The 14,875-nt window shown below is 55.7% G+C and carries 12 protein-coding genes, 1 tRNA gene and 2 riboswitches; of the genes, 11 read left to right on the forward strand and 2 right to left on the reverse strand.

The window, feature by feature from the left end:
- Nucleotides 1–7: 7 nt before the first annotated feature.
- Together plsY and BR83_RS0109125 are read left to right on the forward strand one after the other, a co-directional pair.
- Entirely contained in the window at nt 8–580 is a 573-nt protein-coding gene (gene plsY / locus BR83_RS0109120; protein ID WP_027356828.1) for a glycerol-3-phosphate 1-O-acyltransferase PlsY, read from the forward strand.
- Between the two features lie 18 nt (nt 581–598).
- A complete protein-coding gene (locus tag BR83_RS0109125; protein ID WP_034635010.1) occupies nt 599–1,651 on the forward strand; it encodes an NAD(P)H-dependent glycerol-3-phosphate dehydrogenase in 1,053 nt (350 codons plus the stop codon).
- Nucleotides 1,652–1,825: 174 nt separating this feature from the next.
- Here the strand turns inward: BR83_RS0109125 and BR83_RS15535 are convergent, their stop codons facing one another.
- A complete protein-coding gene (locus tag BR83_RS15535) occupies nt 1,826–2,701 on the reverse strand; it encodes a C40 family peptidase (protein WP_051618077.1) in 876 nt (291 codons plus the stop codon).
- A 245-nt stretch (nt 2,702–2,946) separates the two neighbouring features.
- On the opposite strand from BR83_RS15535, the gene spoIVA reads away from it, so the two are divergent.
- From spoIVA to BR83_RS0109160, 5 genes are all read left to right on the forward strand, one after another.
- A complete protein-coding gene (gene spoIVA, locus BR83_RS0109140; protein WP_027356830.1) occupies nt 2,947–4,425 on the forward strand; it encodes a stage IV sporulation protein A in 1,479 nt (492 codons plus the stop codon).
- Nucleotides 4,426–4,531: 106 nt separating this feature from the next.
- The gene (locus BR83_RS0109145) at nt 4,532–5,818 is read left to right on the forward strand and encodes a homoserine dehydrogenase (RefSeq protein ID WP_027356831.1); all 1,287 of its coding nucleotides are present in this window, start codon (nt 4,532–4,534) and stop codon (nt 5,816–5,818) included.
- Between the two features lie 2 nt (nt 5,819–5,820).
- Nucleotides 5,821–6,735, forward strand: a complete 915-nt coding sequence (gene thrB / locus BR83_RS0109150; RefSeq protein WP_027356832.1) for a homoserine kinase — start codon at nt 5,821–5,823, stop codon at nt 6,733–6,735.
- Between the two features lie 17 nt (nt 6,736–6,752).
- Nucleotides 6,753–7,079: a hypothetical protein gene (locus BR83_RS0109155; RefSeq protein WP_027356833.1), complete on the forward strand. Its 327-nt coding sequence runs from the start codon at nt 6,753–6,755 to the stop codon at nt 7,077–7,079.
- Nucleotides 7,080–7,189: 110 nt separating this feature from the next.
- A riboswitch (cyclic di-AMP (ydaO/yuaA leader) is annotated at nt 7,190–7,356 on the forward strand.
- 1 nt (nt 7,357) lies between these two features.
- On the forward strand, nt 7,358–8,161 hold the full coding sequence (locus BR83_RS0109160) for a LysM peptidoglycan-binding domain-containing protein (RefSeq protein ID WP_027356834.1): 804 nt from the start codon (nt 7,358–7,360) through the stop codon (nt 8,159–8,161).
- A gap of 230 nt (nt 8,162–8,391) precedes the next feature.
- On the opposite strand, the gene BR83_RS0109170 is transcribed toward BR83_RS0109160, so the two are convergent.
- Nucleotides 8,392–10,086, reverse strand: a complete 1,695-nt coding sequence (locus BR83_RS0109170) for an ABC1 kinase family protein (protein WP_027356835.1) — start codon at nt 10,084–10,086, stop codon at nt 8,392–8,394.
- A 177-nt stretch (nt 10,087–10,263) separates the two neighbouring features.
- Here BR83_RS0109170 and BR83_RS0109175 point away from each other — a divergent pair, with 177 nt between their 5' ends.
- From BR83_RS0109175 to BR83_RS0109195, 4 genes are all read left to right on the forward strand, one after another.
- Nucleotides 10,264–11,052 carry a 2-phosphosulfolactate phosphatase gene (locus tag BR83_RS0109175; protein ID WP_027356836.1) on the forward strand — a complete coding sequence of 263 codons (789 nt, stop codon included), beginning with the start codon at nt 10,264–10,266 and terminating at the stop codon, nt 11,050–11,052.
- Nucleotides 11,053–11,157: 105 nt separating this feature from the next.
- Nucleotides 11,158–11,232 (forward strand) — tRNA-Val (locus BR83_RS0109180).
- A 161-nt stretch (nt 11,233–11,393) separates the two neighbouring features.
- A riboswitch (cyclic di-GMP riboswitch) is annotated at nt 11,394–11,500 on the forward strand.
- Nucleotides 11,501–11,699: 199 nt separating this feature from the next.
- The gene (locus BR83_RS0109185) at nt 11,700–12,653 is read left to right on the forward strand and encodes a methyl-accepting chemotaxis protein (protein ID WP_027356837.1); all 954 of its coding nucleotides are present in this window, start codon (nt 11,700–11,702) and stop codon (nt 12,651–12,653) included.
- Nucleotides 12,654–12,891: 238 nt separating this feature from the next.
- Nucleotides 12,892–14,868, forward strand: coding sequence for a methyl-accepting chemotaxis protein (locus BR83_RS0109195; protein ID WP_242839656.1), 1,977 nt, complete (start codon nt 12,892–12,894; stop codon nt 14,866–14,868).
- The last annotated feature ends 7 nt before the right edge of the window (nt 14,869–14,875 follow it).

Raw genomic sequence — 14,875 nt, forward strand, 5'->3', positions numbered from 1 at the left:
GGAGAAAATGGCTGTTCTGGCTGTGGTGGTCAGCTACCTGATTGGTTCAATTCCTGTGGGCTACCTGCTGGGACGAATCCGGGGGATTGATATTCGCAAGTACGGCAGCGGTAATATAGGTACCACCAATGTCTGGCGCAACCTGGGCCCGGTAGCAGGCACCATTGCTCTTATTGGCGATACCGGTAAGGGACTTTTAGCCGTGCTCCTGGGGCGTTACCTGGGGGGGGGAGGTCTGGAACTGGCCTGCGGTCTGGCTGCAATTGCCGGTCATAGCTGGCCGGTGTTTTTGGGTTTCAGGGGGGGTAAAATTATAGCTACGGGGCTGGGGGTTTTTCTGGGCCTGGCGCCGGTGGCGGCCCTTCTGGCCCTGGGACTGTGGGCGTTAGTGGTGGTGGCTTCCGGTTACGTTTCCCTGGGTTCCATCGTGGCTGCCGTTTCAATGCCCCTCTGGATGCTCCTGCTGGGCCGGCCCCGTGAACACCTGTTCTTTGCCCTGCTGGTGGCGGTTATAGCTGTATACAAGCATATACCCAACATCCGCCGGCTGCTGGCAGGTACTGAATCCAAAATTCGTTAAAGGAAAGGGTTGGCAGTGGTGAATGAAAAAGTGGCCATTCTGGGCGCCGGCAGCTGGGCCACTGCCCTGGCCGTGCTCCTGGCCGGCAAAGGAATACCGGTAGAGATGTGGGCACGGCGGGCGGGCCTGGCCGCTCAAATTAACAGTGAACGCCAGAACAGCCGTTACCTGCCGGGAGTTTACCTGCCCCCCGGCGTTCAGGTAAATGTGGATCTTTCCGCGGTGGTTAAAAATGCCCGGGCGGTCATTTACAGTGTCCCTTCCCATGCTTTCCGGGAAGTCCTGCGGGCTTCGCTTCCCTATCTGTCTCCCCGGGCGCTGTTGATCAATGCGGCCAAGGGTATTGAGGAAGATAGCCTCCTGCCTCTCTCCCGGGTTTTTGCCGGGGAAGCCGGGGAGGAAAATAACAGCCGTTATGTGGTCCTCTCCGGTCCCAGCCACGCCGAGGAAGTGGGGCGGGGGATGCCAACTGCAGTGGTGGTTGCCAGCCGGAATATGGCTGCGGCTGAGGCTGCCCAGGAACTTTTTATGACGGGCAGCTTCCGGGTTTATACCAACCCCGACGTGGCCGGGGTGGAGCTGGGAGGAGCTTTGAAAAATATCATCGCCCTGGGTACGGGAATTGCCGACGGGCTGGGTTTTGGTGATAATACCAAGGCGGCCCTGATGACCCGGGGCCTGGCCGAAATTACCCGTCTGGGTCTGGCCATGGGTGCCAATCCCCTGACTTTTGCCGGCCTGGCCGGCGTGGGGGATTTGATTGTCACCTGTACCAGCATGCACAGCCGTAACCGCCGGGCCGGGATTGAGATTGGCCGGGGGAAAAGCCTATCCGAGGCAATATCCGCGGTGCAGATGGTGGTGGAAGGGGTGCGGACCACCCGGGCGGCCTACCGCCTGGCCGGCCGTTACGGTGTGGAAATGCCCATTACCGAGCAGATGTACCGGGTGCTTTTTGAAGGAATGCCTCCCCGGGAAGCGGTGATCAACCTGATGAGCAGGGGCCGCAGGCGGGAAATGGAAGAGGTGGCCCTGGCTGCAGTGCAGTTGCGCGAGAAAAACTATCAATAGCTCAAATGAAAAAGCCCGCTGCCAAAAGCGGGCTCAGCGTGTATGCAAATTATTTCCGGGATGTGTCCTGGTTTTAGTCGTCGCTCCCGGTCGTTTAAACTCGAAAGCCCGTTTTTAAGGAAACGGGCTTTCAGACTATATCGCCGCGGCCCGCTGCCAGGGGCCGCATATTTTTTAGCCGGGCAGGATTCTGGTTGCCCCTCTGTAATTGGCGGCGTAATAGGAATCATTAAGGGAAGAATAAATTACTCCCCGGCTGGTGGAAGCATGAATAAACCGGTCCTGGCCCACATATATACCTACATGATTAATGTTCCCGCTGCCGTAGTAGCTGAAGAAGACCAGATCTCCCGGTGACAGGTCGCTTCGCTCCACCCGCTTTCCGAGCTGGGCCTGGGCAGCCGCATTATGGGGCAGGTTTATCCCCGCTGCCTTCCGGAAGACATAGCTGGTAAAACCTGAACAGTCAAAGGCCCCGGGGCCGCTGGCCCCGTAGGTATAGGGACTTCCCAGCAGGGAATCGGCCGTGGCCAGCACCGCTCTTATGCTGCCCGTACCACTGCGGGAGACCCGGGTTGCAGCATTGCTGGCTTCCTGGCTGCCCCGGGGTAATATTAAAACCCACCCGGGGTAAATCAGGTCAGAAGTAAGATTATTGGCTTTCTTTAATGCCTCCACTCCTACACCGTAACGCAGGGCAATGGCATACAGAGAATCTCCCGGACGAACCGTATATTTACTAACCCCGTCAGAGGCGCTGCCGTTCCCGGTTACCACGTTGTTCCGGGACGACCCTGCTGTACTCTGGCCGGGGATAATTAACACCTGGCCGGGGTAGATTAAATGCCCGCTGATACCATTGGCTGCCTGCAGGGCATTTACGGTAACCCCGTATTTCTGGCTCAAGCCATAAAGTGTTTCCCCGGCTGCTACCGTATGCTTGAGGTTGGCCCAGGAAATTGAAGGAACCAGACATAGCATTAAGGAACTCAGGAGAAGAACCAGCCACCACCGCCCGTTCCTGAGGGGCGGGTAAGGTAATTTTTGCATGCATCACTCCCCTCTCTGACAACTTTTTGAGATGACGTGGATTGTATTCGACAGTGCTGGCAAAAATCCTTTTTAAAAACCAATTTTTTCTGATTAAAATACCTGCCGGAATGTTCACAAAAATATTTACCCCGGTTATTAATCTGCCGGGGTCTTAATATATATATATTGTTAATGTATGCCATTGGAATAAACTGGTCCTGTGGATTCCGGCCGAAAAACCTTTGTTAAGGAGGGAATACATCATGGAGAAAGTGGATATCTTCCGGGATATCGCGGAACGGACCGGCGGCGATATCTACCTGGGCGTCAGTGGCGGCGTGCGCACGGGCAAGTCCACTTTCATCAAGCGTTTTGCTGAACTGCTGATGATTCCGAACATTGAGAACCCTTACGACCGGGAGCGGGCCAAGGATGAACTGCCCCAGAGCGGTGCCGGCAGGACAGTAATGACAACCGAGCCCAAATTCGTACCCAACGAAGCAGTGGAAATTACCATTTCACCCAACCTCGTGGTGAAGATGCGCCTGGTGGATTGTGTGGGCTACCGGGTTGAAGGTGCCCTGGGTTATGAGGACGAGAACGGCCCGCGGATGGTGTCAACGCCCTGGTTTGAAGAGCCTATTCCCTTCCAGGAGGCAGCGGAGATCGGTACCCGCAAGGTAATTACGGACCACTCCACCATAGGCGTGGTGGTCACAACGGATGGGAGTATAACCGATATACCCCGGGAGAATTACGTGGAAGCTGAAGAAAGGGTCATTACCGAATTCAAGGACATTAACCGTCCGTTTGTGGTACTGCTGAACAGCACCCATCCCCTCGATCCCCAGACGGTGAGCCTGGCCGAGGAGCTGGCCGAGAAATACGATGTGCCTGTCTTACCGGTGGACTGCCTGCAGATGACCCAGCAGGACGCCCTGTTTATTCTGGAAACTGTGCTGATGGAATTCCCTGTCAATGAGGTTAATGTGGTGCTTCCCCAGTGGGTGGAGGAGCTGGACAGCGGCCACTGGTTGAGGCAGAAGGTAGAAGAATCGGTTCGTGAAACCATCCAGAACGTGCGCCGCCTGCGTGACATCAATAGCGCGGTGGAAAGACTGGGGGAATACGACTTTGCTTCTTCCGTTAAAATTACCAGGATGGATATGGGCACCGGGGTTTCAGCCATTGAAATAACCTCACCCCAGGAGCTTTTCTTCCAGGTGCTGAGCGATGAATCGGGCTTCAGTATCAGCGGGGATCATGAACTTTTCAGGCTGGTTAAAGAGCTGGCCGTTGCCAAACGCGAGTATGATAAGGTGGCCCACGCGCTGACAGAGGTACGGGAAACGGGCTACGGTGTGGTAACTCCCAGCCTGGACGAAATGGTCCTGGAAGAGCCCCAGCTGATTCGCCAGGGTAATCGTTTTGGGGTTAAATTGAAGGCAACAGCTCCTTCCATTCATATGATCCGGGCGGATATTGCTACCGAAATAACACCTATAATTGGAACGGAAAAACAATGTGAAGAGCTGGTGCGATACATGCTCAATGAATTTGAATCCAACCCGCAGAAAATCTGGCAATCGGAGATTTTTGGCAAGTCGGTTCACGATCTGGTTAGAGAAGGAATACAGAATAAACTGTACCGCATGCCGGAAAATGCCAGGGCAAAACTGCAGGAGACCATTCAGCGTATTGTTAACGAAGGAAGTGGCGGGCTCATTTGCATAATTATTTAATAACCGGTCCCGGGCCGGTTTTTTGTTTGCCCTTAACCGGCAGGCGATGATAAAATATTCATATCCAAATCCGGGACAAGTGCTGGAAGGAAGGAGAGAGGATTTCTTGCAGCCGGTTAAAGTAGCGCTTTTAGGTCTGGGAACGGTTGGCCGCGGGGTTTACCGCATTCTCACCGGCAATGCGGCAAACATCGCGCAAAGGGTTGGTGCGCCAGTAGAAATCTCCCGCATCCTTGTCCGCGACCTGACCAGGGACCGGGGCATCCAGGTGGACCCGGCCCTGCTTACCGATAGTTATCAGGATATAATTGATGATCCCGAAATTAATGTTATTGTGGAAGTAATGGGAGGCATTCACCCGGCGCTGGATTATGTTATGGATGCTTTGAAGCGGGGCAAAAGTGTGGTTACGGCCAACAAGGATATGATTGCCCTGCACGGTAAAGAACTTTTTGCCGCTGCCGGGGCCAGCGGGGCGGGTTTCTTTTTTGAAGGCAGCGTTGCCGGGGGAATTCCCATTATCCGCCCCCTCAAACAGTGCCTGGCGGCCAACCGGATTCAGGAAATTATGGGTATTATTAATGGGACAACCAACTATATGTTGAGTAAGATGACCCTGGAAGGAATGGATTTTGACCAGGTATTGAGGGAGGCCCAGGCCAGGGGTTATGCCGAGGCCGACCCCACTTCCGATGTAGAGGGGCTGGATGCGGCACGCAAGCTGGCCATCCTGGCTTCCATTGCCTTTAATTCCAGGATAACTTTGAATGATGTTTACGTGGAGGGCATAAGTAAAATTACGGCCAGGGATATTGCCTACGCCCGGGAGTTAAATTATGTCATCAAGTTGCTGGCCATTGCCAAGGAAACACCGGAAGGCGTGGAGGTACGGGTACACCCAACCATGATCCCCCAATATCACCCCCTGGCTTCGGTTAACGATGTTTTTAATGCCATTTTTATCCGGGGTGATGCGGTGGGAGATGTGATGTTTTACGGCCGGGGGGCAGGGGAGCTGCCCACGGGAAGTGCTGTGGTGGCCGATATTATGGATGCCGCCCGCCATATAGTCCACCGGGTGCCGGCCTTTATGGGCTGCACCTGTTACGAGGAAAAGCCGGTCAAACCCATGGCCCTTGCGGAAAGCAAGTATTACATCCGCCTGACGGTTTCCGACAGGCCGGGAGTGCTGGCGTCCATTGCCTACGCTTTCGGTGATAAGGAGGTCAGCCTGGCTTCGGTAATTCAGAAACACACCGATGGTGACAGGGCGGAGATCGTGATGGTAACCCACCGGGTGCGGGAGCAAAACCTGCAGGATGCCCTGCGCCTGGTGGAATGCTTGAGTTCGGTGGACCGGATAGACTGCTGCATCCGGGTAGAAGGTGAATAAAAATGGTTCGCGTACAGGTGCCCGCCACTACGGCCAATCTGGGTCCGGGGTTTGATTGTCTGGGTATGGCCTTAAAATTCTATAACATTATCGAGATGGCACAGGTGTCCAGCGGCCTGAGCATTGAAGTGCACGGGGAAGGGGTTCAGGATATAACCCGGGACGAAAGCAACATCGTTTACCGGGCGGCCATGCACCTCTTCAAACAGGTGGGCTTTGTCCCTGCGGGACTGCGCATCCGCCTGCTCAACAATATTCCCGTGGCCCGGGGGCTGGGCAGCAGCGCTTCAGCCATCGTGGGCGGCCTGGTGGCGGCTAACGTGCTTTCCGGAAACAAGCTTTCCCCCCGGGAACTGCTCACCATGGCCTCGCAGCTGGAAGGCCATCCCGACAACGTGGCTCCAGCCCTCCTGGGCGGCGTTATTATTTCCGCCATCGTGGAGGGGGAGGTGCGTTACGTTAAGATAGACCCGCCCCCCGGCCTGAAGGTGGTGGTGGTGATACCGGATTTCCAGCTGAGTACCAGGGCGGCCCGGGAGGTTCTGCCCCAGCATGTCAGCCTGGGGGATGCCGTTTTTAATCTGGGACGGGCGGCCCTCCTGGTGGCAGCCCTGCAGCAGGGCCGGCTGGATCTGCTGGCCACCGCCATGGAAGACAGGCTTCACCAGCCTTACCGCGCTTCTCTCGTACCCGGGATGAAGAAAGTGCTGGCAGCCGCCCGCCTGGCCGGAGCCCGGGGGGTATGCCTGAGCGGCGCCGGCCCGAGCATAATTGCCCTGGCCGACAGCAATATGGAGCTTATTGCCCGGGTAATGAAAGATACTTTCCGGGAAAGCGGTATCCCGGCCCGGGCGCTGGTTCTGGAGCCCAGCTCCATTGGCGCCCGCGCTCTGGAAATAAAATCCAGACTCTCGTAATATACGGGGGGGATTTTATGACGGCAGTCAGGCGACCCGGTTTTGAACAATTCCAGGAGGATCTGCTGGTCTTAATTAAAGAAATGGTTAAAAAAGAAGATATTCTTCCTTCCACTCCCTGGCTGGAGGTGGGTGATGCGGGCACCAGGGAAGCCATCCTGCAGGCCTTTAAAAAGCGGATGGAATCCATTTATGGCGTGGAGCTGGTTATCGAGCCCCACCTGGTTAACCTGGACCGGCCGGTGGAAAGTATTGCCATTCAGCTGCATCATGTTTTTAATACCATTTTTTTGATGGAGCAGATTAATGCCAGGATCAGGGCAAGGCTGGGGAAATACAGGTAGGGGTAAGTTTAAAAACAACTTTTGAGGGCCAGGGGGGAAGCTGCCAACCTGGCATAATTTGTCACTTGGCGCCGGCGGTTTTGTTCTATATAATTACTAACTGGTAACAGAATTACCAGCGGCCGAATCCCCGCATGCAGAAGGCGGGGTACGGGGGAATCTCTATCCCGAGCGGGGTGAATCCACGCGTTTAGAGGAGGTGAGGGAAGGACGCGTGGAAGGGTGTACCCTCTACCCAAACCCATCAGCTAACCCCGGAGGCCCGAGGAGGGGAAAGGATGGACAAGTTTTTCACCGGCTTTCGTTACCTTTTGTCGGTGGTGGCCATATTTTTACTGCTGCCTGTAGGTGCTGCAGCAGCAGCCACCCACACAGTCAGTCCCGGCGAGTCCCTGTTCCTGATCAGCCGCGCTTATGGGACTACTGTGGACGCCCTGCGCCGGGCCAACGGTATTTACGGTGACCTCATCTATCCGGGGCAGAAGCTTTATATTCCAGATGAAAGCCCGGGTACATATACCGTTCAGCCCGGAGACACCCTTTACCTCATTGGCTTGCGTTACGGGTTAACTTATCAGTCGATAAAAGCAGCCAACGGATTGACCGGCGACATAATTTACCCGGGGCAAAAGCTGGTTATCCCCGGCAACCGCAGTGCAGGGACAAGCCCGGCACCGGTAAGCCGCGGTACCATCAGCTCGGGTCCCGTTAATTATAGCCGTTCCGATGTAGACCTCCTGGCGCGGTTGATTACCGCGGAGGCTGATTCCGAATCCTACCTTACCAAGGTGGCCGTAGGGGCGGTGGTATTGAACCGGGTAAGGAGCGGTATTTTCCCCAATTCCATTCCCGGGGTTATCTACCAGGTGGATGAAACGGGTTCTTACCAGTTCGAACCCGTTTTAAACGGCTGGATTAACCGCCCGGCCAGCGAGGAAGCCAGGCGGGCTGCCCTGGACGCATTGAATGGCGTTGACCCCACCAATGGGGCGCTGTACTTCTTTGAATCCTGGGTGCCCAATAGCTGGCTGCAATCACGCCCCGTAAGCCTGATCCTGGATAGTTTCACCTTTACCTATTAGAGACAAATTAGAACATCATGTTTACCCTGCCGCGGGCAGGGTTTTTTATTGACCAGAATATTTAATAAAAATTTAACAAAAATTAAGTAGAAATGACACACTTTTAAGGTAAAATCTTAACCGTGACCGGTACTGTTAACGGGAGGTGCCTTTGTGCGCAGGTTTATCTTTTTTGTACTGCTCCTGGCCCTGATGGTTCTCATGATCCCGGGCCTGCGTCCTCCGGTGAGCTAAAACTTGCGTGAACGCAGGATGGAAAAAACCAGGGCTAAACCCAGTACCCCTCCTCCAATAAAAGCAGCTTCTGCCAGGGGCAGGCCCCAGAGGATGGTGTAACCCTTTCCCATCAGCAGGGAAGAACCCACGATCAGAGAACCCAGCAGGATACCCAGAACCATGCGGTTGACCATGGCATTGAGCTGGGCAATCATACGGTCCAGGTCCGGGTTAACCGCTTTTATTTTTAATTCACCTGCAGCAGCCAGCTCCAGCACTCTGTCCAGGCGGTGGGGTAACCCGGAAAGGAGCCCGCAGTAGTCTTCCAGGAAATTCTGGAGCCTTTTTTTTATTCCGGGCAGGCTGAACCGGCGTGCCAGCAGTTGCCTGCCCATGGGGCGGGCAATCTCCACCATGCTTAATTCCCTGTCCAGCTGGGCAACCACGCCCTCTGCGGTAACCAGAGACTTTACCAGCAGGGTGAACTGGGTGGGAACCCGGATCCGGTATTTAAAAGCTACTCCCATAATATCTCTCAAGGATTCACTCAGGCTGATCCTGCTCAGGGGGATTTCATAGTATTTATTTCTCAGGGCATCAATATCCTGCTGCAGGGCGGCACGATCCACATGCGGCGGCACAACACCCAGTTCTTCCACTGCTCTTACCACCAGGGCGGTATTGCGCCGGAGCAAACCCAGAACCAGGTTGCCTATTTTTTCCCGGGTCTCTTCATCCAGGCGTCCCACGATACCGAAGTCCATAAAAACCACCCTCCCACCCGGCAGGGCGGCCAGGTTTCCCGGGTGGGGGTCGCCGTGAAAAAAGCCGTGCATCAGGATCTGGCGCAGTAAAGCACCGGCCAGATTCCGGGCTACCAGTTTCCGGTCGATCCCCCTGCCGGCCAGTTCTTCCGGGTGGGTTAATTTTATCCCCTCAACAAACTCCATGGTTAATACTTTGCTGGTGGTATAATCCCAGTAAACTGCCGGGAAATAGACGGTACTGTCCCCTGCAAAGAGCTGCCGGAAGTTTTCGGCATGGCGGCCTTCCACCGTAAAATCCATTTCTTCCCGCAGGAATTTTTCAAACTCTTCTACCATCTCTTCAAAACGGTAAAGTTCCCGCCAGGGGCCGTGCCTGTCCACCAGGCGGGCAACGTCGTGAAGAATCTCAATGTCGGTCAAAATCGTTTTTTCGACGCCCGGACGCTGAACTTTTACCACCACCGGCCTGCCATCCCGGAGGTTTGCCCTGTGAACCTGGCCGATGGAAGCGGCAGCCAGGGGAGTTGCTTCGAAGTGGTCGAATATTTCTTCCAGGGGGGCGCCCAGCTCCATTTGAATACGCTCCCTTACCTGGGCGAAGGGAAAGGGAGGTACCTGGTCCTGAAGCTTTTCCAGTTCCGCAATGTATTGCGGGGGCAGCAGGTCCGAACGGGTGGAAAGCACCTGCCCCAGCTTGATAAAAGCCGGGCCCAGTTCCTCCAGGGCCTGGCGCAATCTTTCGGGTGGTGAAGGCTGCTCCCTGACGGTCAGGGCTCCTTCGCCGGATAGCCGCCGGCGCAGCCTGTACCGGTGGCCAAAATTTAAGAATTCGGTTAACCCCAGCTGGTAGGCCAGGTAGCCAAAGCCGTGGCGAACCAGTATATTGGTAATTTCCCGGTAACGGGCAAAGTGTTTATATCTTTTACGCAGGTATAGCTGCAATTCACTGCACCTCCCTGCCGCCGGGAGCCACCCTTATTTACTTATTTTTTCCACGGATGATTTTGAAAACCCTTCTTTTGAGCGTACGGGCTTTCATTAGTTTGGAAACCGCTGGAGAATATTTTCTTGCCGCCCGGGATAGGAAACAGTATAATATTAACGCGTGGAGGTTTAAATATGCGTGTGACCCTTTATCCAACAGCTGAAAGCCTGGAACAGGCCGTTCTGGCCGGGGGTACGGCGGTGGTTTTTGATGTTTTGAGAGCTACCAGCACCATAGTTACCGCCCTGGCCCATGGTTGCCGGGGTGTGGTGACCGTTGTCGACCCGGCGGAAGCACAGGAGGTTGCAGCCAGGCTGGCCGGGGAGAATATACCGGTACTGCTGGCCGGTGAACGGGGCGGCGAAAAAATTCCCGGCTTTCCTCACGGCAACTCCCCGCTGGAGTTCCGGCCGGAAGTGGTTGGCGGCAGGATGCTGGTTCTCACCACCAGCAACGGCACCCGCGCCCTGAATCTTGCGGCAGGAAGAGCCGGTACGGTGCTGGTGGGAAGCCTGCTCAATGCCCGGGCGGTGGCCCGGGAGGTCTGCCGGCTGGGCAGGGACGTAACCCTGGCCTGCGCCGGCACGCAGGGCGAGTTTTCCCTGGAAGATGCCCTGGGGGCTGGAATGGTGGTGCTGGAGATGGTGAAAATGGCGGATCCGGGCTGGTTGTACTGCTCTACTCCCGGAGCGTCCGGGCTGGATCTGTCCGACTTTGCCGTGGCTGCCCTACACCTGGCCCTGGCCTATAAAGACAACCCCCGGCGAGCTTTTGACCATTCCCTGCACGGGCGCAAGCTTTTCAGCATGGGCCTGGCGGCCGACCTGGACTGGTGCGCTTCCCTGAACACCTGTGAGGTGGTGCCGGTGGTTGGGGAGGGGAAGGAAATAATTCCCGGCTGCCCCGTAATTGTAAGGAGCTGATACCTGTGCGCCCCGCCTGTCCGGGAATAAAAAAACAGGCCGGCCCCCCTTGCACCCGGCCGGCAAATGTGTTAAAATAACACCTGCAACGGTAAAACTTCAAATGGGCGCGTAGCTCAGTGGGAGAGCGCTTGACTCACATTCAAGAGGTCGTAGGTTCAATCCCTACCGCGCCCACCAGAAAAACGGGAGCCCCGGAAAACGGGGCTTTTTGTTTTGGTGTGGAAGCTGCAAACTATTGCTGTTCGACATAAAATGACATTATTTACTTGACACAGGAAAATTGTGCTGGTTCAATAGAATTAATTATGAAATAAGTAGAAAAATAGCGAATAAAGTTTAACCTCGGAGGGCAAACCCGCGCGAAAGCCGGGGACGCAAAGCCACAGGTCTAAGGTTTCCCGCAGGACGCTTTTTAGCGGGGAGCTATGACGGCTGGGTTGCAGGGGAGAAAAGTAACTACGGGGCAGGATGCTTTTCTCCCTGTAGTTTTTTCTTTGTTTGCGTTCCTGGAAGGGGGGCTTTATTTTCTACCTCCAGTTTGTTTCTTCCTGTTCTGCCCCATGTTCTTGTTTTCCTTCAGGTTGGTGATATATCTCATCAGCGTCAGATGTGATTGCGGATAAAAGAAAGGGGAGTGTTCTTTAGTGAACCTGCTTTCATTTAAAAACAAGAAAGCTCAACCGGAAGAAATATCTCCACCTCCAGCGGTCGAGCCGGTGGAACCCGCTGCAGCTGCCGGCGATAACGGGGGTGAACGCCGGGCGGAGCAGGCGGAGCCCGACCTTTTAAAATGCGCCCTGAAGCTGGCCCCCTTTATCAAGGGGATGCTGGGGGAAGAGATGGGAATTTATGTATCGGACCTGGAGCGGTATATTTACTGCGACCCCGGTCAGGTGGGCCTTTCTTTAAAGGCGGGTGACACCATCAATGAAGGCAGCGTAACCGCCCTGACCCTGCGCACCGGCCGCAGGCAGGCCAGGCGGACGGGGAAGGAGGTCTACGGCATACCTTACATCGGCGTTTCCTACCCCATTACCGATCCCGGTACAGGTAAAGTAATCGGCACCATTGGCATGACCACCCCCATCACCCGCCAGGAAAATCTGATTGCAATGTCGCAGGAAATGGACAGCCAGATCAACCAGATAGCCATGGCTACCTCCAACCTTTCCGCCACCTCGGAAGAAGTGGCGGCAACAACGGAAAACCTGAACAGCAGCGCGCAGAAGATCAGGGATGAAATCAAGAAAACCGACGGCATTGTCAACCTCATCGAGGAAATTGCCGAGCAAACCCACCTGCTGGGGTTGAACGCGGCCATCGAAGCGGCCCGGGTGGGCGATGCCGGGCGGGGTTTCAACGTGGTGGCCGGGGAAATACGCAAGTTATCCCAGGATACCCAGCGCTCGGCCAGGGAAATCCTGGAGACCCTGCAGGAGGTGCAGCAGTCCGTTCTGGAGCTGACGGATTCAATTACCCAGTTGTCTGCCGCGGTGCAGGAGCAGGCCGCTTCGTCGCAGGAAATCAACGCTTCGGTGAATGAGCTGACGGCGGTATCCGCGCGGCTAAAGAAGCTGGCCGATGAGCTGGTGGTTTAGGGCACCAGCAACTAAAATTATTTTAGCGTTTTATTTAAAGCCGGCCGTCACAACTGCCGGCTATTTTTATGGTTTAAAAAAAGGCTATAAGCTCTGGCAGCGGGCTCAAGTAACCCTGAATTATGCCGAAATAAAAATATAGAAGTTTAAGACCGGGGAACGGTTGTTTCTATACCCTTAAACGGGATCTGCCGGTTCCGGTTACTGCCTGAAGAAGCAAAATTGTAAGGAAGGAGGATTGGCGGCGCTGTTCCTGCTTGCCGTCACGGTGCAGGGGCGGCTGCAGACAGGGATGAAGGGAAGACTTACGGGACAGCTTGCGGGAAGCCTGCGGATCAGAATGGCTGTTTTCTTCGGCTTTATAGTGCTCATGGGTTGCCTGGTGCTGGGGCTGGTGAGCGAGCATTACGCCGAACAGGCCCTGCAGGAACAGAGCCAGGAGGCCCTGCTTAAGACGGCCAGGCAGGCTGCCGAAACACTGGACAACCGTATCCAGGCGCGAATATATGCGGTTGAAAGCATAGCCAGCAGGAACGTCATCCGCGGCAGGTGGGGTGGCCGGGAGGCCACTCTGGAGGAAAAACTGCAGGCCCTGCGCGAGGAGTGGAAAAGGGCGGAAAGCCTGGGCTTCAAACAACTGGGCATTGCCGACAGGGAAGGAAATGCTTTCTTCAGCGATGGCAGTAAGGCCAGGGTTGCCGACCGGGATTATTTCAAAGCGGCCCTGGAAGGAAAGACCGCCGTTTCCAGCACGCTGGTCAGCAGGCTGGATAATGCTGTGGTCTTTGTTTTTTCCGCTCCGGTTCGCCATTATGCCACTGGAGAGGTAAACGGCGCGGTTATCGGGGTTATGGATGGCAGCAAGATGAGCACTTTGGTTTCTTCCATCAATTACGGGCGCACGGGTTACGGTTTTGCCGTGGACAACACAGGCAAGGTCATAGCCCATAAGGAATTTACCCGGGTGGCAGCCCAGGAGAATTTCATCGAGCAGGCCAGAACCGACTCCTCCCTGAAGGAGCTGGCAGCGGTGGTTTCCCGGATGGCGAAAGGGGAGGAAGGCGTGGGGCGGTACGTCTTCCAGGGGCAGGAAAGGTTTGTGGGATTTGCCCCCATTAAATCTACCGGCTGGTCTGTGGGCATCAATGTTCCCACTGCCGAGGTTCTGGAGAGGGTAGCGGTGTTAAAGGATACCATGTTACTTTTATCGCTGCTGATTATTCTTGTTGCCCTGGGGCTGACCTTAATGATGGCCGGCAGAATTACCTCACCCCTGGTGCAAATGGTGGACCATCTGGGGCTCATAGCCAGCGGTGACTTTACCCGGCCGGTGCCGGAAAAAATCCTGCGTATGAAGGACGAGATAGGAAAGCTGGCCCTGGCCGTGGACCGGCTGCAGGATAGTGTAAGAAAACTGCTTTCAGGCCTGGTCAGGGAGGCTCAAACCCTGGCTGCCCACAGCGAGGAGCTGGCTGCTTCCACCCAGCAGGTCAGCGCAACCGTGGAAGAACTGGCCAGTACCACCAGCGAGGTGGCCGCAACGGCGGAAAAGAGCCTGGAGAATGCCAGCCGCACCTCCAGTGAGTCGAAGAAGGTGGTTGCCGTGGCCGAAAGCGGCGGAAAGACGGTGAAAGAGACAATCGGTAAGATCCACTCCATTGCTGCTTCTGCCGAGCGCATGGGCGAGTCCATCCGGAGCCTGGGCGAGCTCTCGGCACGCATCGGTAACATTACCGGCGTCATCACCGGCATAGCCGACCAGACCAACCTGCTGGCCCTGAACGCAGCCATCGAAGCGGCCCGGGCCGGCGAGCAGGGCCGCGGTTTTGCTGTGGTGGCGGAAGAGGTAAGGAAGCTGGCCGAACAATCGGCTGGAGCCGCCGGGGAGATAAGCCGGTTGGTCAGCCAGATCCAGGCGGGGGTGGAAGCGGCCGTAGCAGCCATGGAGCACGGCTCTGCCGAAGTACAGGAAGGCGTGGCCCTGGCCTCCCGGGCAGGCGAGGCTCTTGATGATATTATTGATGCCGTTGGGAAAAACATCGAGCTGGTGGAAGAAATCATCGAAGGCGCCAGGCAGACCGGTGAGGGGGTAGAGCAGCTATCTGCCAGCTACGAGCAGGTGACCTCCACCATCCAGCAGGTGGCCGGGGCCACCCAGGAGCTGGCGGAGATTGCGGCCAGGCTGCAGTCAGCGGCCAACGAGTTTAAGATCTAAAAAAGGT

Source organism: Desulfofundulus thermocisternus DSM 10259 (genome assembly GCF_000686645.1).
Lineage (GTDB): Bacteria > Bacillota > Desulfotomaculia > Desulfotomaculales > Desulfovirgulaceae > Desulfofundulus > Desulfofundulus australicus.

What these genes read in the sequence shown, in the direction of transcription:
- plsY (WP_027356828.1), top strand. Translation starts at nt 8, where the DNA reads ATGGCTGTTCTGGCTGTGGTGGTCAGCTACCTGATTGGTTCAATTCCT.
- BR83_RS15535 (WP_051618077.1), bottom strand. Translation starts at nt 2,701, where the DNA reads ATGCAAAAATTACCTTACCCGCCCCTCAGGAACGGGCGGTGGTGGCTG.
- spoIVA (WP_027356830.1), top strand. Translation starts at nt 2,947, where the DNA reads ATGGAGAAAGTGGATATCTTCCGGGATATCGCGGAACGGACCGGCGGC.
- thrB (WP_027356832.1), top strand. Translation starts at nt 5,821, where the DNA reads ATGGTTCGCGTACAGGTGCCCGCCACTACGGCCAATCTGGGTCCGGGG.
- BR83_RS0109155 (WP_027356833.1), top strand. Translation starts at nt 6,753, where the DNA reads ATGACGGCAGTCAGGCGACCCGGTTTTGAACAATTCCAGGAGGATCTG.
- BR83_RS0109160 (WP_027356834.1), top strand. Translation starts at nt 7,358, where the DNA reads ATGGACAAGTTTTTCACCGGCTTTCGTTACCTTTTGTCGGTGGTGGCC.
- BR83_RS0109175 (WP_027356836.1), top strand. Translation starts at nt 10,264, where the DNA reads ATGCGTGTGACCCTTTATCCAACAGCTGAAAGCCTGGAACAGGCCGTT.